At 44.0% G+C, this 15,643-nt stretch carries 15 protein-coding genes; 8 read left to right on the top strand and 7 right to left on the bottom strand.

The window, feature by feature from the left end; all coding sequences use genetic code 11:
* Nucleotides 1-191: 191 nt before the first annotated feature.
* The 6 genes from ACX0G7_RS17610 (at nucleotide 192) to ACX0G7_RS17585 (ending at nucleotide 6,663) form a co-directional block, all read left to right on the top strand.
* Nucleotides 192-638 (top strand): DUF1572 family protein, encoded by a 447-nt coding sequence (locus tag ACX0G7_RS17610; protein ID WP_458924829.1) that lies wholly within the window; start codon nucleotides 192-194, stop codon nucleotides 636-638.
* A gap of 38 nt (nucleotides 639-676) precedes the next feature.
* On the top strand, nucleotides 677-2,833 hold the full coding sequence (locus ACX0G7_RS17605) for an alpha-glucuronidase family glycosyl hydrolase (RefSeq protein ID WP_458924828.1): 2,157 nt from the start codon (nucleotides 677-679) through the stop codon (nucleotides 2,831-2,833).
* A 44-nt stretch (nucleotides 2,834-2,877) separates the two neighbouring features.
* Nucleotides 2,878-3,978: an endo-1,4-beta-xylanase gene (locus ACX0G7_RS17600; protein ID WP_458924827.1), complete on the top strand. Its 1,101-nt coding sequence runs from the start codon at nucleotides 2,878-2,880 to the stop codon at nucleotides 3,976-3,978.
* Nucleotides 3,979-4,186: 208 nt separating this feature from the next.
* Nucleotides 4,187-4,990, top strand: a complete 804-nt coding sequence (locus ACX0G7_RS17595) for a phosphatase PAP2 family protein (protein WP_458924826.1) — start codon at nucleotides 4,187-4,189, stop codon at nucleotides 4,988-4,990.
* A 282-nt stretch (nucleotides 4,991-5,272) separates the two neighbouring features.
* Entirely contained in the window at nucleotides 5,273-6,091 is an 819-nt protein-coding gene (locus tag ACX0G7_RS17590) for an SGNH/GDSL hydrolase family protein (protein WP_458924825.1), read from the top strand.
* Nucleotides 6,092-6,222: 131 nt separating this feature from the next.
* Entirely contained in the window at nucleotides 6,223-6,663 is a 441-nt protein-coding gene (locus tag ACX0G7_RS17585; protein WP_458924824.1) for a response regulator, read from the top strand.
* Nucleotides 6,664-6,783: 120 nt separating this feature from the next.
* On the opposite strand, the gene ACX0G7_RS17580 is transcribed toward ACX0G7_RS17585, so the two are convergent.
* The 6 genes from ACX0G7_RS17580 to ACX0G7_RS17555 all read right to left on the bottom strand — a co-directional run bounded on the left by ACX0G7_RS17580 (nucleotide 6,784) and on the right by ACX0G7_RS17555 (nucleotide 12,834).
* Nucleotides 6,784-8,211, bottom strand: a complete 1,428-nt coding sequence (locus tag ACX0G7_RS17580; RefSeq protein ID WP_458924823.1) for a T9SS type A sorting domain-containing protein — start codon at nucleotides 8,209-8,211, stop codon at nucleotides 6,784-6,786.
* Nucleotides 8,212-8,238: 27 nt separating this feature from the next.
* Complete coding sequence (locus tag ACX0G7_RS17575; protein ID WP_458924822.1) at nucleotides 8,239-9,840, bottom strand: hypothetical protein; 1,602 nt, start codon at nucleotides 9,838-9,840, stop codon at nucleotides 8,239-8,241.
* A 158-nt stretch (nucleotides 9,841-9,998) separates the two neighbouring features.
* On the bottom strand, nucleotides 9,999-10,652 hold the full coding sequence (locus ACX0G7_RS17570; RefSeq protein ID WP_458924821.1) for a hypothetical protein: 654 nt from the start codon (nucleotides 10,650-10,652) through the stop codon (nucleotides 9,999-10,001).
* Nucleotides 10,637-11,218: a hypothetical protein gene (locus ACX0G7_RS17565; RefSeq protein WP_458924820.1), complete on the bottom strand. Its 582-nt coding sequence runs from the start codon at nucleotides 11,216-11,218 to the stop codon at nucleotides 10,637-10,639. The genes ACX0G7_RS17570 and ACX0G7_RS17565 overlap by 16 nt, the downstream gene beginning before the upstream one ends.
* A gap of 172 nt (nucleotides 11,219-11,390) precedes the next feature.
* Nucleotides 11,391-12,026, bottom strand: coding sequence for a DNA-3-methyladenine glycosylase family protein (locus ACX0G7_RS17560; RefSeq protein WP_458924819.1), 636 nt, complete (start codon nucleotides 12,024-12,026; stop codon nucleotides 11,391-11,393).
* A 127-nt stretch (nucleotides 12,027-12,153) separates the two neighbouring features.
* Entirely contained in the window at nucleotides 12,154-12,834 is a 681-nt protein-coding gene (locus tag ACX0G7_RS17555) for a dioxygenase family protein (RefSeq protein ID WP_458924818.1), read from the bottom strand.
* A gap of 631 nt (nucleotides 12,835-13,465) precedes the next feature.
* On the opposite strand from ACX0G7_RS17555, the gene ACX0G7_RS17550 reads away from it, so the two are divergent.
* Both ACX0G7_RS17550 and ACX0G7_RS17545 read left to right on the top strand, forming a co-directional pair.
* A complete protein-coding gene (locus ACX0G7_RS17550; protein ID WP_458924817.1) occupies nucleotides 13,466-14,506 on the top strand; it encodes a ScyD/ScyE family protein in 1,041 nt (346 codons plus the stop codon).
* A gap of 61 nt (nucleotides 14,507-14,567) precedes the next feature.
* Entirely contained in the window at nucleotides 14,568-14,978 is a 411-nt protein-coding gene (locus tag ACX0G7_RS17545) for a hypothetical protein (protein WP_458924816.1), read from the top strand.
* Between the two features lie 60 nt (nucleotides 14,979-15,038).
* Here ACX0G7_RS17545 and ACX0G7_RS17540 read toward each other — a convergent pair whose 3' ends face one another.
* The gene (locus ACX0G7_RS17540) at nucleotides 15,039-15,635 is read right to left on the bottom strand and encodes a TlpA family protein disulfide reductase (protein WP_458924815.1); all 597 of its coding nucleotides are present in this window, start codon (nucleotides 15,633-15,635) and stop codon (nucleotides 15,039-15,041) included.
* Nucleotides 15,636-15,643 lie beyond the last annotated feature (8 nt).

The following is a 15,643-nucleotide window of genomic DNA, read 5'->3' as shown; positions in this document are numbered from 1 at the left end:
TATAATTCTTAGCTTAAATTAGTTACCCGGCAAAGATAGCCAGTTACCCGGCAAAGATAGCGACAGTTTGATGACCAGGCTCAACCTTCATGTGCTGTTGCTTCCTGGCCAGGGCATTATCAGTGAGGGCTTTGGACTAAGGATGAGTATTCAAAAAAATTGTGGTCAATATAAATATATTGCTCTATATTATGATTGTTGAAGCACTTGTGACATTATTTACACGCGATCTGAAAAAACTGAGGACGGAGATGGCATCTTACAAGGATGAGGACAGGATCTGGCACTATGAAAAATCGATATCAAACCCGGCGGGAAATCTGTGCCTTCACCTGATTGGGAATTTAAAAACATATATTGGCGCCGGCATAGGTCATTACCATTATGTCCGGAACAGGGACCTGGAGTTTTCTGCAAAAAATGTCTCCTTAGCCGTCATGATAAATGAGATTGATGAAACCATCACCATTGTTGAAAACTCATTGCGAACATTAAAGGACAGCGATATGTCCCATGAGTTTCCCGTGTTGATCTGGGATGAGCCAAAGGACATGTGTTTTACATTATTACACTTATTGTCGCATCTCAATTACCATCTTGGCCAGATCAATTATCATCGCAGGTTATTGGAGAATTGATAAATAATTATCCTGGAAAACCACTAATGAATTGCTATATGAAAATAATCAAATTGATCCTGCTCATTATATTTGTTGCGGGTGCGGCGCATGGAGAAGATGGGTACAGGCTCTGGCTGAGATTCGATAAGATAAAAAATGTAACCCTTTTACAACAATACCGCAATGCTGTTTCCGGTTTGCATATCACCGGCAAATCTGCAACAATGAAGCTTGCGTCAGATGAACTGCAGACTGCGATGTCCGGGTTACTGGACCGCCCGCTGGCTGTGCATGCAAAACCCGAAAATGGATCTCTTTTGGTTGCCACAAAACCGGAAGCATCAGCCGGCATTAATACATCCGGCATCAATTATCAATCGCTCGGCACAGAGGGTTTTGCTATACGAACAATTAAAGTGAATGACAAAAATGTCATTTTTATCACTGCGAACAGCGATATCGGGGTCCTTTATGGTACCTACCATTTTATCAGGCTGATGCAGACGAACCAGGACCTGGGCAATCTAAATATAACATCTGTACCAAAAATCCGACTGCGAATATTGAATCATTGGGACAATCTTAACCGGACGGTGGAAAGAGGTTATGCAGGCCTTTCACTCTGGAACTGGCACACACTTCCTACGTATATTGATCAACGTTATATTGACTATGCAAGGGCAAATGCTTCTATCGGGATAAATGGAACAGTACTGACCAATGTAAATGCAAACGCCCTGATCCTTACCGGACCCTACCTGCAGAAGGTTGCTGCACTGGCAGATTTGTTTCGTCCCTATGGCATCAGGGTCTATCTCACAGCCAGGTTCAGTGCGCCGGTTGAATCCGGGGATCTTAAAACTGCAGATCCGCTGGATAGTAACGTCCAACGATGGTGGAATCAAAAAGTGAAAGAGATATACAAAGTCGTTCCCGATTTTGGAGGCTTTCTTGTAAAAGCAAACTCAGAAGGACAGCCAGGTCCGCAGAACTATGGAAGGACACATGCAGACGGGGCCAACATGCTTGCCGATGCGGTTTCGCCTTTTGGAGGAATAGTAATGTGGCGCGCATTTGTTTATAGTAACGAAGTCCCTGAAGATCGCGTAAAACAAGCTTACTCGGAGTTTAAACCACTGGAAGGAAAATTCAGAAAAAACGTAATGGTCCAGGTCAAAAGCGGACCCCTCGATTTTCAACCCAGGGAACCTTTTCATCCTTTGTTTGGGGCCATGCCGATAACGCCGCTTATGATGGAATTTCAACTGACACAGGAATACCTCGGACAAGGTACTCACCTTGTATACCAGGGCCCACTTTTCAAGGAGTGCCTTGACGCAGAAACGCACGCAAAACCAGGTGGAGCCCGGGTTTCCGGAATTGTTGATGGAAGTGTTGACAATCAGCAGCTGTCCGGCATCGCAGGAGTCGCAAATATTGGTAATGAAAGAAATTGGACGCACCATCCATTTGCACAGTCGAACTGGTATGCCTTTGGAAAACTTTCCTGGGATCACTCTGTTTCTTCCGAAAGCATAGCAAAAGAATGGGTTCAGCAGACTTTTACAAACGATCCGGTTTTTGTAAATGTTACTGTTAACATGATGCTGAACTCCAGGGAAACGATGGTCAATTATATGACACCCCTGGGCCTTCATCATATCATGGCAACCGGGCATCATTATGGACCAGGTCCATGGGTAAATGATGCCGGGAGGCCTGACTGGAACCCGGTTTATTATCACAAAGCTGATTCAGTTAGTATAGGCTTTGACAGAACGACCACAGGCAGTGATGCTATTTCACAATACCAGGAACCAGTGCGGGCCCGGTTTGACAACAGGGGAACGATTGATGAAAAATATCTTTTATGGTTTCATAATGTCCCCTGGAATGATAAGATGAAGTCTGGCAAAAGCTTATGGGAAGAGCTTTGTTATAAATATAATGTTGGTGTCGACAGCGTCCGATCCATGCAACAGCACTGGGCAAAACTGGAAGGGAAAATAGATAAGGAAAGACACAACCAGGTAAAGATGTTATTGTCGATACAGGAGGAAGAAGCTGTGTGGTGGCGTGACGCCTGCCTGTCTTATTTCAGCAGCGTTTCAGGTAAATCTATTCCTTCAAAGTATGAAAAACCTGCCCACCCGCTTGAGTACTATATGAAGCTTCGGTTCCGCTATGCTCCGGGCATTGGTGGTAATCCGTAAAGCACCCTGATGATATTATTCGTTCCAACACTAAAGAGCCAAACATGAAATCTATTTTAACCGTTCTCATCTTTACATTCAACCTGGCAGCGTTCAGCCTGCAACTGAAGGCTACAGATAATGGTATCACACAAGACTCCACCCCTGGATTAAAAGACTATTACAGTAACTATTTCGCCATTGGAGTAGCGGTGACTCCCCGGGCACTGAAAACAGATGAGGCGGGCCTTATCCTGGCCCAGTTCAACAGCATGACGCCTGAAAACGCCATGAAGATGGGGCCCATACATCCACGGGAAAACGAGTATTACTGGAATGATGCAGATAGCATTGCAGCATTTGCCAGGCAACATAACCTGAAGCTAAGGGGCCACACGTTATGTTGGCACAGCCAGGCTCCTGCCTGGTTTTTCAAAGATTCCGCGGGCAACGCAGTAAGCCGGGATGTGTTATTGACACGTTTGAAGGATCATATCAACACGGTTGTATCCCGGTATAAGGGTACCATTTATGCCTGGGATGTAGTGAACGAAGCTATCTCCGATAAGCCGGATGAATATCTCCGCAATTCTCCGTTTCTCCAGATCATCGGGGAAGATTACATCGAGAAAGCTTTTGAATTTGCCCATGAGGCAGATCCCAAAGCCTTGCTTTTTTACAATGACTACAATGAGATCAACCCCGTTAAACGCGAAAAGATCCACCGACTGGTGAAATCATTGTTGGATAAAGGGGTACCGATTCACGGTATCGGCCTGCAGGGACACTGGGCAATTAACGAACCGACAGCCACGCAACTGGACAGTACCCTCAGGCGATTGGGAGACCTCGGCCTCAAATTACAAATAACTGAACTGGATGTTTCGATTTATCCAAAGGAACATAACGCCAGGGGAAGAACGGCTGTTGATACAGACACCACCTTTAGCGCCGAAAAAGAACAGCAGCAAGCCGATATGTATAAAATGTTTTTCAGTATGTTCAGGAAATATAAACAGCATATTTCCGGTGTTACGTTCTGGAATATCTCCGACAGGCGAAGCTGGCTCGACAATTTTCCCGTTCGCGGCAGGAAGGACCATCCTTTATTATTTACCCGTGAACTCAAACCTAAGAAAGCATACTGGGAAGTAGTAAAATTTTAGAAGGGATATTCACGAGGCGCGCCATTTAAGTTGTGAACTGGAAGTAGATACGGTTGATGAAAAGCAATTATTTTTCAGCGCATACGATTTATCCGTACGCTGCGTTATAGGGTATCTGCAAATTTCTCCGCACCTTCCGAAATCAGCATTTTTTCTCAAACCTATTGGTTGTTTGCAATACTGTTTATCACTTTTTCAACTAAACTGCATGTTAAAGAAACGTTGGTTTCACCTGCTTTCAATCCTTGTTTTTTTCAGCTATTCAGCTGGCGCTCAAATCACTGACACTACCGGGCTATCGACACTCGCGGCGAAAAAGCGATTCCTGACTCCAGTCATCGCTACCCCACCCCCGGAAACCAGGATCACCCTCAAATCATTTTATGTACCCGCAGCCCTGATCACTTATGGAATCGTGAGCCTTGAGAGCCATAATCTTCGACAAATTAACCATAAAGTCAGGGAAGAAATTTACCTGGAAAGCCCAAATAAAAAGGTGCGGGTTGACAATTATCTTCAATACGCGCCCGCCGTTGCCGTCTACGGACTCAACCTGGTGGGTGTAAAGGGTTTAAACAATTTTCGCGACCGGACCCTGATTTACCTTATGTCGGATATCATCCTGAATGTTACCGTGTCGGCCGGTAAAAAAGCCACACGGGAATTAAGGCCGGATGAATCAAATTATTTGTCTTTTCCTTCAGGTCATACTGCGCACGCTTTCGCATCAGCAGAATTTCTGCGGCAAGAGTATAAACATCTTTCCCCGTGGTATGGAGTTGCCGGTTATGCAGTGGCCTTTACTACTGGATATCTCAGGATGTATAATAACAGGCATTGGTTAAGTGATGTGGCAGCAGGTGCAGGTGTTGGAATGGCCTCCACAAAGATCGCTTACTGGTTATACCCGAAGATCAAGAGGATCTTTTTTAATAAGACTAAGTCGACGAACATCATAATGCCATCCTATAGCGATGGTGCCATCGGCCTGAATTTCGTACGCCAGTTTTAAATTTCATCCGCCAGTTTTAACTCTCATCTGCCAGCTTTAAACCTTATCTGCCAGTTTAAACTTTAACTGCCAGTTGTAAACTTTATCTGCCAGTTTCAAACTTTAACTGCCAGTTTTAAACTTTAACTGCCAGTTTTAAACTTCTCTCAGAAATACTTCTGAACAGAAATCCCCTTTTTTTCGAATGGAATCATTGCGGTCTGCATGCAGTACATTTAAGCCCCGGACGCCGGCTTTACTGAGCCGGAAAAATCACATTTACGCAGATCAAAAATTAACCTGATGAAAAAAATCCTGGCATTTTCCTGCCTCCTTTTGCTTTGTACTTCATTTCAGAAAAAAGAAGTCACCTGGGTGGCTATCGGCGACTCAATAACCTACCTGAATGAACATCTGGATGAAACGGGGAACCGCGTTACAAAAGGCTACATGACCCTTATAAAAGAAAAGCTTCCTTCGATCAATTATATCAACCAGGGACACAATGGCTGGACGTCGGCCGGAATTGCGGATAAGATAGAAGAGCTTAAGCTGACACCTGCGGATATTTATACCGTTTTCCTGGGTACGAACGACTGGTGGCAGGGCAGACCGATCGGTTCACTTGTGGATTATCAGCAAAATACCGGCACTAAGACACTTTATGGCTCCTTCCGGGTAATTGTTAATAAATTGCGAAGTCTTAATCCCAAAGCAAAGATCATCCTGATCACGCCACTGCAACGATCAGACTTCGTGTATATAAACAACATGAAAAACAACGCCTTCGGTTCCTATAAGGAAAAAAATGGTCAGTCATTGTCGGCCTTTGCTTCAGCAATAAAAGACATAGGGAACGCGGAAAAAATTGACGTTGTTGACCTCTTTAATAAAAGCGGCATAACGCAAAAGAATATAGTGAATTTCAAGAGGCTCCGTGACCCTGCGTCGGGAGAATATAAAAACTTCAAATATCCGGCGTTTACCACTGTTCCATTCAACCCCGAAACCGATGACTATCCATATCCGCCGGAAGCAATAGACATGACATATGACGGATTACATCCTTCGGATAAAGGTTATGAAGTGATTGCCCGGATGCTGATAAAACTAATGGATTAAATACGCAGCGTTAACCCTGTGGTTGCAATATGAACGGGTACCGGGACGTTATAAAATACTTGCGGACTGCGGCTGCAAGGGCTTCGGTAAGTATAATAAGACACCGCCAACAGTCATCATAAATACCAAAGATGCCCAAAGACCCAAATATCCCGATTTTCCTGGTTGATGATGACGCCCTGTGCCTGAACCTGTATCAGCAGTTTCTTAAACAACTTGGTTATACGCGCGTCTATCTTTATGACAATGGGAGCGATTGCATTGAACATGTTTCCATTCACAAACCGGAAATAATTTTTCTTGATTATAACATGGATGGCCTCAATGGTCTGGATGTGCTAAAAGAAATAAAACAGATCGATGCTTCGATCGTCGTGATATTTATCTCGGGGCAGGAAGAAATCTCGATAGCAGTAAACACTATTCAACATGGCGCGCTGGACTATATAGTTAAATCATCACTCAATTCAGAAAAGTTAAAGAGTATCATGGATCGGGCAGAAAATGCAGTAGTACGCACCGGTCCCGCACCTAAGGCCCAGTCATCATTCCTTAAAAGACTGTTTTCCTGAATCTGATCAATTTGTTTCACTATATGACCCGCAAATCCTTGCGGTTTTTTTTTTGGTAGAAAAAAATCCGTCCTCATGTATTAGACAAGGACGGACAGATATTAATAAGACTTTATTGATTTAGTTTTCTACTATCACTTTACGAACCATGTTAAATCCTGGCTTCCGGAGGCTTAACAAATACATGCCTTTGTTTACTGATCCTGATAATGGGATACTGAAACCGGATGCACTTATCGTTACACTGCCCTGCTGTACGATCTGACCAGACAATGAATTCAACTGATACTGATAGATGCCGGTGAGCGTGTTCGTGAACCCGTATATCGTCTTTAAAGCAGGATTGACGATAGTGATTTCAGCAGACACAGGTTGATCCGGCGAAACTGATACGATTTCTGATAAAGTGGAACGTCCATCGTTATCAACACTTCTCAGACGATAATAAGTCGTGGCCGTCAAAGTTTTTGCGTCAAAAAAATCATAAGCTTCGTTGGCCGCATTGTTTCTCCCGGGCACAGTGCCAATCTTTGAAAATACCAACCCGTCTTCACTCCGCTGAGCTTCGTGATGATTGACATTTACTTCGTTTGTTGTGTTCCATTTCAGCAGTACGCCGGTGTTACTTTTCCGGGCCGAGAAATTAAGCAACTGTACCGGAAGGATCACTGAAACGCTACCGAAGGTAAAAGCACCAAAAGAAGAAATCAGGTTCGATGAAACAGCACCTGTGGAACTTGTGTTACCGGAAGCTGCTCCACCAACCTGGGTCCAGTTGCCGCCAATGTAATTGGCTACCCTGATATCCGCAATACCATAATTTGGCATACTTACTTTTGAATTGTCCCAGTTCATATCCACATTCGCTGAACCACCACTTACCTTATTGAGTTGCCAGTATTCATTCTGATCAACAGTGAAAAGTGGTGACACAACGTTGCCGGTATTGGTAGTGGCACCTGCGAATCTGGCATTAAACACCGTTGATGATGATATGTTACTTACAGCTATCTTTCTTACAACGGTTCCGTTGCCCGTTGGAAATGAAAATGCGGTTGTCCCGGTTTTTCTCACCCAGCCGTTTACATGTCTTGAGTCTGCATCACCACTGTATGATGATCCCGCTTCATAGATCAGGTAGTTTGGGGTAGCAGACGATGAAATGATACCCGACGTAAACGTATGAGCCCCGGCAACACTTAAATCATTGTTCAGCAGGATGCCCGCACTATTACTTGTTACGAGGTTATTTGTTCTGAAAACCTGGGTTCCAATGATCTGCTGCTGTGTGCTTCCATTGAGGTACAAAACGCCGGAACCAGCAGCCATGGACGCCTGGCTATTGGAAATGTTGCCTGTCACGTACATGTTACCATTGTTGGTGAGAGCCGATCCGGATGCATTGGTTAGTGAGCCATTAATATATAGTGTATTGGACGGGCCGGCAATGAACAGGATCCCGGTATTCTGCACGCTAACCTGTGCCTGCAGGCTATAGCCCAAAGCAATCGTTATTGCAAAGAGAATAATATTTGGAAATAGTTTCATAGTGTTTAGTATAAGTGAAAGTGCTCCTTAATGAAGACGCCTCCATTGACTACCATCGGACATAATTTCCAGGAAGTTTCCGGTCGTGTTCTGTATGACGGTAATAGTAGTGGAGGAATTGGTTCTTACAAGTTCGTTTAAAGTTACCGTGCCACCACCATGATTTAATAATTTATAGGTTCTTCCGGGACAGGTTGAAGCCGCAGGCAAGGTCCAATTGACATCGGGATTACCTGTGTTTATCACAACATGATCAGTTGCTTTTATGGTATAGTCGCCTGTACCGGAACGATAAGATAATGACAAAGAACCGTTGAGTGACAGAGTCGAGTTTGGCGCGGTAGTACCAATTCCAACATTACCGGCTCCCGTTATCCTCATCCTCTCCGCTGCTGCAGCCTGACTGGCGCCGGGAGTCGTAAAAAATATAAGAGATTTATTGTTTCCGAGGTTACCGACGGTCAGGTCATTTCCAGCTCCATAGAGATAGGTGTTATTTGCACCGTTTAGAATAGGAACAGCGGTGCTGTTATAAAGACTGGAATTCACTCCCATATCGATATAGTTCGAAGTTTCAGTCCCATTATCGGCCGTGGCAACAAGGTCAGAGCTTGCACTTGTTCCCGACGACCTGTTCTGTACGTTAATCTGCAAATAATTGTCTATGCTTCCTTTACCGGTCATCAGGTTATACGAGGTAGTAGTACCTGCATCGATCAATAATTTTTCAGGATTCGAAGCATTAAAGGCGTTAGATCCGACTGCCATTCTACCGCTTTGCAATCGCATAATTTCTGACATACCATTGAGGTAATGGTAGCTCTTGAAGACCATTGGCTCATCTCCATCATCGCCAATAATAAATTCAAAACCGCCGCTGTTGTTGGTACCGGTTGATCCGAATTCAAAATAATCCGTACCGGCGGAGCTTCCCTTAACCCGGAAGTTTCCGTTAACGTCAGTATACATTTTTGGTTTGTAAAAATCCGCCCCGGCAGCTTCAAACTGGAGTGCAGAACGTATATATGTTACCTTCTCATTGTTGTCGTTGTAATCTGTATATCCCTGTGTAAGACCAAGGGTTTGCCTGCGCCCAAATTCAATAAAAGATTGATTATTGGATTTAAAGATCAGTTGCTTATCATCAGTAGTACCAAGAAAATTGGTTGCGGTATTAATGTTGCTGTTACCAGTCTGGCTCCAGCTTATACTTGAGCTGGTCGGAAGAAAACTTACAATATTCCAGTTAGTGCCATCACTCACAACTGTAACGGTCTGATAAAGGCCGGTAAGTGACCAGTTAGCCAAACCATCGATGGTCTGACCCGAAGTAGTGGCTACTGTAACCGCTGGTGTTGGACCGGTTAGACTCGCATTTTTGATCTGGTAACTTCTGCCGGCGATTGATGCAGCCGTTGGTAAAGTAAGTGTAGCTGCTGTTGTACCGGTAAAAACCAAGACATTGTCGGTAATCAGCGCAGATGAATTCGAAGTAAAGGTCCTGTACCCGGTAGATATAGAACCTCTTACATCCAGGGTAGAATTAGGAGTAGTTGTACCAACGCCTACCTGTGCATAAGACTGAGCTGTGCAGGAAAGCAGAATCAATGAGATAATTGGGATTTTCATAAAGACAGTTAATTAGTAGTTTGAAGGAATACTTACAACGGGGGTAATAACTTTTAATTTGATCTCAGCATTACCGTTTCAAAATTTAAGTCCATCACCTACCGTACGATAAGTGGATACATGGAGCAATAGAGCTTTGCCGCAGAGCCAGTAAAATACTATGGATTTTGAACCAGAACAGGAGTAGGTTTCTTTTTTGCAACACTTCCATAAGTGAAGGCCCAGTTAAGGCCCACTACAAAATATCTTTCGTCTGCGAAAGGATTAAAACTGTATACAGGCAGGTTCCACTGCTTATAAGATAAACCAACCAGGATGCCTGGTTCGTTCAATGAAAGCGAACGGTACATCTGTGTATTCTGCAGACTGACTCCTGCATATAACCATTGAAGTGGTTGATAGGAAAGCTCCGACCAGCTAAAGAAATAATTATAAATCCTGTTGTCGGCATTCATACTGTATTGCGACTGAGAAGAAAAATTGAATCCCCTGAAGTCAAATTCAGTGTTCAACGCAAATGAGCCACCACGGCTCCTTCCCGCCATCCCGCCGATCATTGGAGTAATGGAGTACGCCAGGTTTCTTTCGCCTGAAAAAGTACGACCTGCATACAATGAAAATGTATTCAGTTCATCATAGTTATACCTTGCCTCGGCATACCAGTTGGAATTTGTTTTGAAATGAGCGATGGGAACCAATGCCCCGGCCTGACCCGCCCCGACGTAAGAATACTGTTCAATACCTAATTCATGTTGCGAAAAAGTTCCGGAAGAGATCAACAGCAGGAATATGATTGTCAGGATGCGACGCATATTTGTTGCTCCGGTTGTTTAAGTTCCACAGCATACATTTCGCTTGTAACAACATCTGCATTTATCAAACGGTCGAATATCGAAATATCTTTGAGATATGGATTCCACCCGAATACCAGTTCATTTATGGGTCGCCAAAGGATAACCCAGCTAAATACCTCCATTGCATTCTCAAAAATGGAATGCATGGTTTCATTGGTCATTGTGAATGCTGCGAGGATCAAATGACAGATTACCACCATGGACAAACTGAATCCAAGTAATTTATAGGAGCTCTTTTTGAATTTTGTAAACTGGGATTCTTTGATTGATTTCTGAATGGAGAAATGCCGGCGAACAGCATGGATCAGGGGTTCCACAAACTTCTTATCAGATTCTTTTTTACACACCAGTTTATACCTGATCACTGAATATCGCTTAATAGCGACGATTGACGACATTATGTATTGCTCGAACTCCTGGTTTAGCTGCCGCTTATATAATGGAGAGGGATCGTGAATGTTGAAATAGGAATCAATGGTATCTTCATCAACGGTAAGATATATGGTAATTCGCTTAAGTAACATGTGGGCGGTCCGGATAACTTTTAAATCGCCTGAATTTTACAGTTATACATGCAGCATGATCCAGGACTTCGGATATACTGATCAAACGAACACTCACTGCAAAGTATTATAAGTCAGGGATGCTTTATTGCCGTTATAAGTGGAAATATTTACAAAGAATCAACACCGATTGCTATTTATTTTTCGATGCGCGCTGACTGAGGTACAGATGCCAGAGCATCATCGTGGCGATGGTTCTGTAAGGTTTCCAATGATTACTGATCGCAAGCACCTGGTTTTTGCCGGAGTCTGCACCCAGCCCCTTTAACGATTTAAGTGAATTTACAGCAGCCAGGTCCCCGGCAGGAAAAATATCTGCACGTTGAAGTACAAACATCAGGTAAACATCCGCAGTCCAGTTCCCAATTCCTTTTAACCTGGTTAATTGCATCCTGATCTCATCATCTTCCAAAGTGTCGAAGGCAGGCAGGTCGAGCGTTCCATTTATTATAGCTGAAGCAACGTTTTTGATATAGGCCTGTTTTTGCCGGCTGCAATAGCAGGCCCGCATTTCTTCTTCAGACATCCTCATTACCCCTTCAGGGGTAACATCAGTCAAATGCTGCTTTAGCTTTTGTAAGGCTGATAAAGCAGAAGCCAGCGATACCTGTTGTTCAAGTATAAAATGTACTATCGTCTCAAAGGTGTTCCGTCTGCTCCATAAAGGAGGATAACCGAACCTGTTCAAAATGCTGCCAAGATCAGCATCCTCAGTGCCAAGCATATCGCAGATTGAATGAAAGGTGATGGCACTGAAAGTTGCAGGCATTTAGGAACCGGGATTTACTGGGTGTTCCGCAAATCTAAAAAAATCACCTGACTGAAAAATCACCTGGCTGTATAGCAGCTCGTAACATTACATCCATCTCCCGGCATTAGATGGATGAATGGACCATTTATTTGTCAGGATAACCGGGAATGTTCAGGCCCAGAATGATATCGTGTGAAGCGGTAAGTATCTGATTTTTCTTATTCACTTTCAAGATCCCTGATCCACCACGGTTCTCGAATGTGCGTTTATTTTCGGGGGTTACCAGTTTATCGTCATCAAACACCAGTTCATCAACATAATACTCATTGGCAATCTCCGGCTCTTTTACCAGTAAATGCACGTGAGCCGGGATGTTTTCCTTTGGGTAAGGAGCCGGACGAATAGTATAAATAGCATAGTTTCCCGCCTCGTCCGATTTAACCCAGCCCCTGAGATGCCCATGCCGTTTTGCCTCTGCAGGCAGGCCATCTGCGTTGGAATAATATCCCTCGTTATCTGTATGGTAATAGTAGACTATAACATTGGGCGCGGCTGTACGCCCATCTTTCCTGAAAATTTTTCCGGAGATGATCAGTTTCTGCCCGGGCTCCTTCCAACCGGCACTGGTATCTTTGGAATCTATCCGGGCAGGAGCCCCTACCCACATTACCTCACATCCATCACAACGCGCCTCCACGAATTTCTGAGACGACACCTGCTTTTTTTTAATATTCTGACCCTGTGCCTTGCAGGAAGCTGCAATGTTAAGGAGGAAGAACATCAGCATTAATAGAACCAGGGGATTGACGAGGTAATAGTGTTTCATAAAACCATATTTGTCCCAAAATCACCAGAAGATCAAAGACAGAAAAATCTATTTGACGAAATGTATAAATTTCTACATATCGGTTGCCAGGCTTTTCATGATGTAACCACATGATCAACTCACCCGGACGAGGCACAACAAAAACTTGTTGCTTTATTTGGAAAAAACTTATTAATTTTATCAAGACTACGGGACGATCCGGTATAACCCCTCAACGCAAAGCAGTCTATCGACCAGTTTTCGCTCCTTAAACAGTCTGCTATGCTTTCGGTGCATCCGGCTCAGTGAACCTGAGATTCTTGTTACTTACCTTCACTACCACAATCATTTTTTGCAGAAATACGCATACGATTTATCCGGTTAAGCTTCTTACAATAGGTCTCTGATGGTGCGTCAATATGCTGCCCGACGAATCAATTGCAAAATCCGGCCTTCCGACTTAGTTAAATTCAACCCCGGTACCCGATTTCGTCCCGACCCCATGGATAACCGAAGTCTTCCCTCCATCTGATTAGTGAATATCTGTGATCTCCATTTACCTGACGTTCCAGGTACGGTGGACTTGACTACGCCTTTATGCCTGTGAAGCACCAATTGTTGTCTGATCAAATAATCACTAAACTCTTTAAACATGAAACTCTCTTCAACCCTTTACACCAGGTGTTCAAAATCGCTTTTTCCGGCGCTATTGCTGTTTGGCATTTTGCTGATTGCCGGTAGCTGTCATAAAATAAAAGATTACCTCGAACCGCAGGTAAAAATCACCACCATCGCAAAAGATTTCGCTCTCCCTATTGGGGTGGAAACAGATCAGTATGGAAGGATCTGGGTGGCGGAGATGGGTACGGGCAAAAACGACGGAAAGGTTTCTGTTGTCACAAAAGATGGCAGGAAATATCCTGTATACACCGGATTTGATTCTTATAAAATCGATAATGGTGAGATAGAAGGTCCCGGACACCTGCTGATTTCAAAAGGAGTTCTCTATATCGTAGGCAGCCACAGTAAATTATACAAAGCTAATCCTTCAGCATATATCACAGGCGATCCTGCAAAAGATGCGTCTACACTGCCCTTTGAAGAAATAGCACCTTTTATACTTGATTATGATTTCAAATACAAGATATATGAGACGCATGCCTACGGTATCACTGCAGGCGATGAAGGAAATCTATATCTCACCGATGCCGCTTCTAATGCCATTATTCGTCGTGCCAGTAATGGAGCATTGAGTGTAGTATATGAATTTCCCCCGATTGCCAATCCCACACCGGTAGGTCCCCCACAGATCCACCAGGTACCCACATCAATTCATTATGATGGTCAGCATTTACTGATCACCACCCTAACCGGTTTTCCATTTCCGTCAGGGAAGGCAAACATCTACAAACTCACAACAGGAGGAGCACTGTCAGTTTATCAGCCAGGTTTCACAACCCTTGTTGACCTGGCTGAAGGAGGCAGAAAAGGCAAACTGGTCCTGGAACATGGCCAGTTCGGCCAGATGGGTTTTGTTCCAAACAGTGGCCGTCTTGTGTGGGCAAACGGCAATTCGATGAAAGAACTTACCGGGGGTTTAAACAGACCGGCCTGTCTCAAACAGGTTAATGATCACACCTGGTATGTTACAAGTACAGGTGATGGCAGCCTCCTGAAAGTAACTTATGATTAAGGAACTTTTAAACGAAGCTGGTACTGGCATGCTCTTGGTGCTAAAAAAGTAAAGTAATCACATGAAAATAGGAAACTGGGAAGTAACCGCGACAACTATCCAATGGAAAGGAAACGGGTCGAACCGATTTGTGATCGAAAAGAAAAATCTCGCAGAAAAGATCGAGTCGGACGATGTAAACCTTTCCCTGTATAAATGGATCGTACTAGCTACAGAGGAAGAGTGGTTAACGGAGGACGACCTCTATGATCTCAATTTTGCTTTCGTATATGCGGCAGGAGAAGCAAAAACCAATTTCGATTACCAGATCTTTGATGATACACTCTCCTATCAATATAGCCAGCTGGAAGGAGATGAAGATGACGAAGATGAGGACGATGAAGAAGATGAAGATGATGATGACAGTCCAAAGGGTGGCAACATGGCCGACCTCGAGCAACAAAGAAAAATGGCTGAGTCAGAGCGCGATTAACATCCCTGCTTTGGGGACGAAAGCCTGAACATAAAATATGGCAGGTTGAGATCAACTTGTCTATTGAAGCTCCCGTAATGTGGAGATGAAGTTTTCAGTATGGTAGTTTGCCATGCCTTCCTGTTTATGTACCAGGTGGCCGGCTTTATCGAACACCAGGGTGGTGGGCAGGATACCGGAATAATAATTCCCTGTCCCCTCACCCCGTGTACTGTATAGCGGTAACCGGTATTGGTGGCTACGCAAATAATCCTGTGCTTTAGACAGTTCTTCATCTTCACTTACAAATAGAAAAACAACATCCTTATCATTTTCAAACGTTTTAACCAACCTGTTTAAGGAAGGCATCTCGGCCCGGCAGGGCGGGCACCATGTGGCCCAGAAATTTATAAATACAACTCTGCCTTTCAGGGAGTCTGAAGACAAATTAACTCCCGCACTGTCTACAAATGTGAGCCCCAGTTCACTGATATTCTTATCCGGAGCTGATACTTCTTTCTCTACCTGCACATTAAATAAACCTGTCCAAAGCAATTGGCGCATCATCCATGATTTTGCATCAGGAACAAAGATGAGCAGGAGCACCAGCGTAATTAATACGACGTTTACAATTTTTCCTCCGTGCTTCTTTAACCAGCCCGATTCCCTCTCTTTCATGTCGCAAT

This window comes from Flavitalea antarctica, assembly GCF_054461535.1.
This window is presented reverse-complemented; position numbering and strand designations above follow the sequence as displayed.

Excerpts from the sequence above, each read along its gene's own strand:
- ACX0G7_RS17610 (WP_458924829.1), top strand. The coding sequence starts at position 192 with ATGATTGTTGAAGCACTTGTGACATTATTTACACGCGATCTGAAAAAA.
- ACX0G7_RS17605 (WP_458924828.1), top strand. The coding sequence starts at position 677 with ATGAAAATAATCAAATTGATCCTGCTCATTATATTTGTTGCGGGTGCG.
- ACX0G7_RS17600 (WP_458924827.1), top strand. The coding sequence starts at position 2,878 with ATGAAATCTATTTTAACCGTTCTCATCTTTACATTCAACCTGGCAGCG.
- ACX0G7_RS17595 (WP_458924826.1), top strand. The coding sequence starts at position 4,187 with ATGTTAAAGAAACGTTGGTTTCACCTGCTTTCAATCCTTGTTTTTTTC.
- ACX0G7_RS17590 (WP_458924825.1), top strand. The coding sequence starts at position 5,273 with ATGAAAAAAATCCTGGCATTTTCCTGCCTCCTTTTGCTTTGTACTTCA.
- ACX0G7_RS17585 (WP_458924824.1), top strand. The coding sequence starts at position 6,223 with ATGCCCAAAGACCCAAATATCCCGATTTTCCTGGTTGATGATGACGCC.
- ACX0G7_RS17580 (WP_458924823.1), bottom strand. The coding sequence starts at position 8,211 with ATGAAACTATTTCCAAATATTATTCTCTTTGCAATAACGATTGCTTTG.
- ACX0G7_RS17575 (WP_458924822.1), bottom strand. The coding sequence starts at position 9,840 with ATGAAAATCCCAATTATCTCATTGATTCTGCTTTCCTGCACAGCTCAG.
- ACX0G7_RS17570 (WP_458924821.1), bottom strand. The coding sequence starts at position 10,652 with ATGCGTCGCATCCTGACAATCATATTCCTGCTGTTGATCTCTTCCGGA.
- ACX0G7_RS17565 (WP_458924820.1), bottom strand. The coding sequence starts at position 11,218 with ATGTTACTTAAGCGAATTACCATATATCTTACCGTTGATGAAGATACC.
- ACX0G7_RS17560 (WP_458924819.1), bottom strand. The coding sequence starts at position 12,026 with ATGCCTGCAACTTTCAGTGCCATCACCTTTCATTCAATCTGCGATATG.
- ACX0G7_RS17555 (WP_458924818.1), bottom strand. The coding sequence starts at position 12,834 with ATGAAACACTATTACCTCGTCAATCCCCTGGTTCTATTAATGCTGATG.
- ACX0G7_RS17550 (WP_458924817.1), top strand. The coding sequence starts at position 13,466 with ATGAAACTCTCTTCAACCCTTTACACCAGGTGTTCAAAATCGCTTTTT.
- ACX0G7_RS17545 (WP_458924816.1), top strand. The coding sequence starts at position 14,568 with ATGAAAATAGGAAACTGGGAAGTAACCGCGACAACTATCCAATGGAAA.
- ACX0G7_RS17540 (WP_458924815.1), bottom strand. The coding sequence starts at position 15,635 with ATGAAAGAGAGGGAATCGGGCTGGTTAAAGAAGCACGGAGGAAAAATT.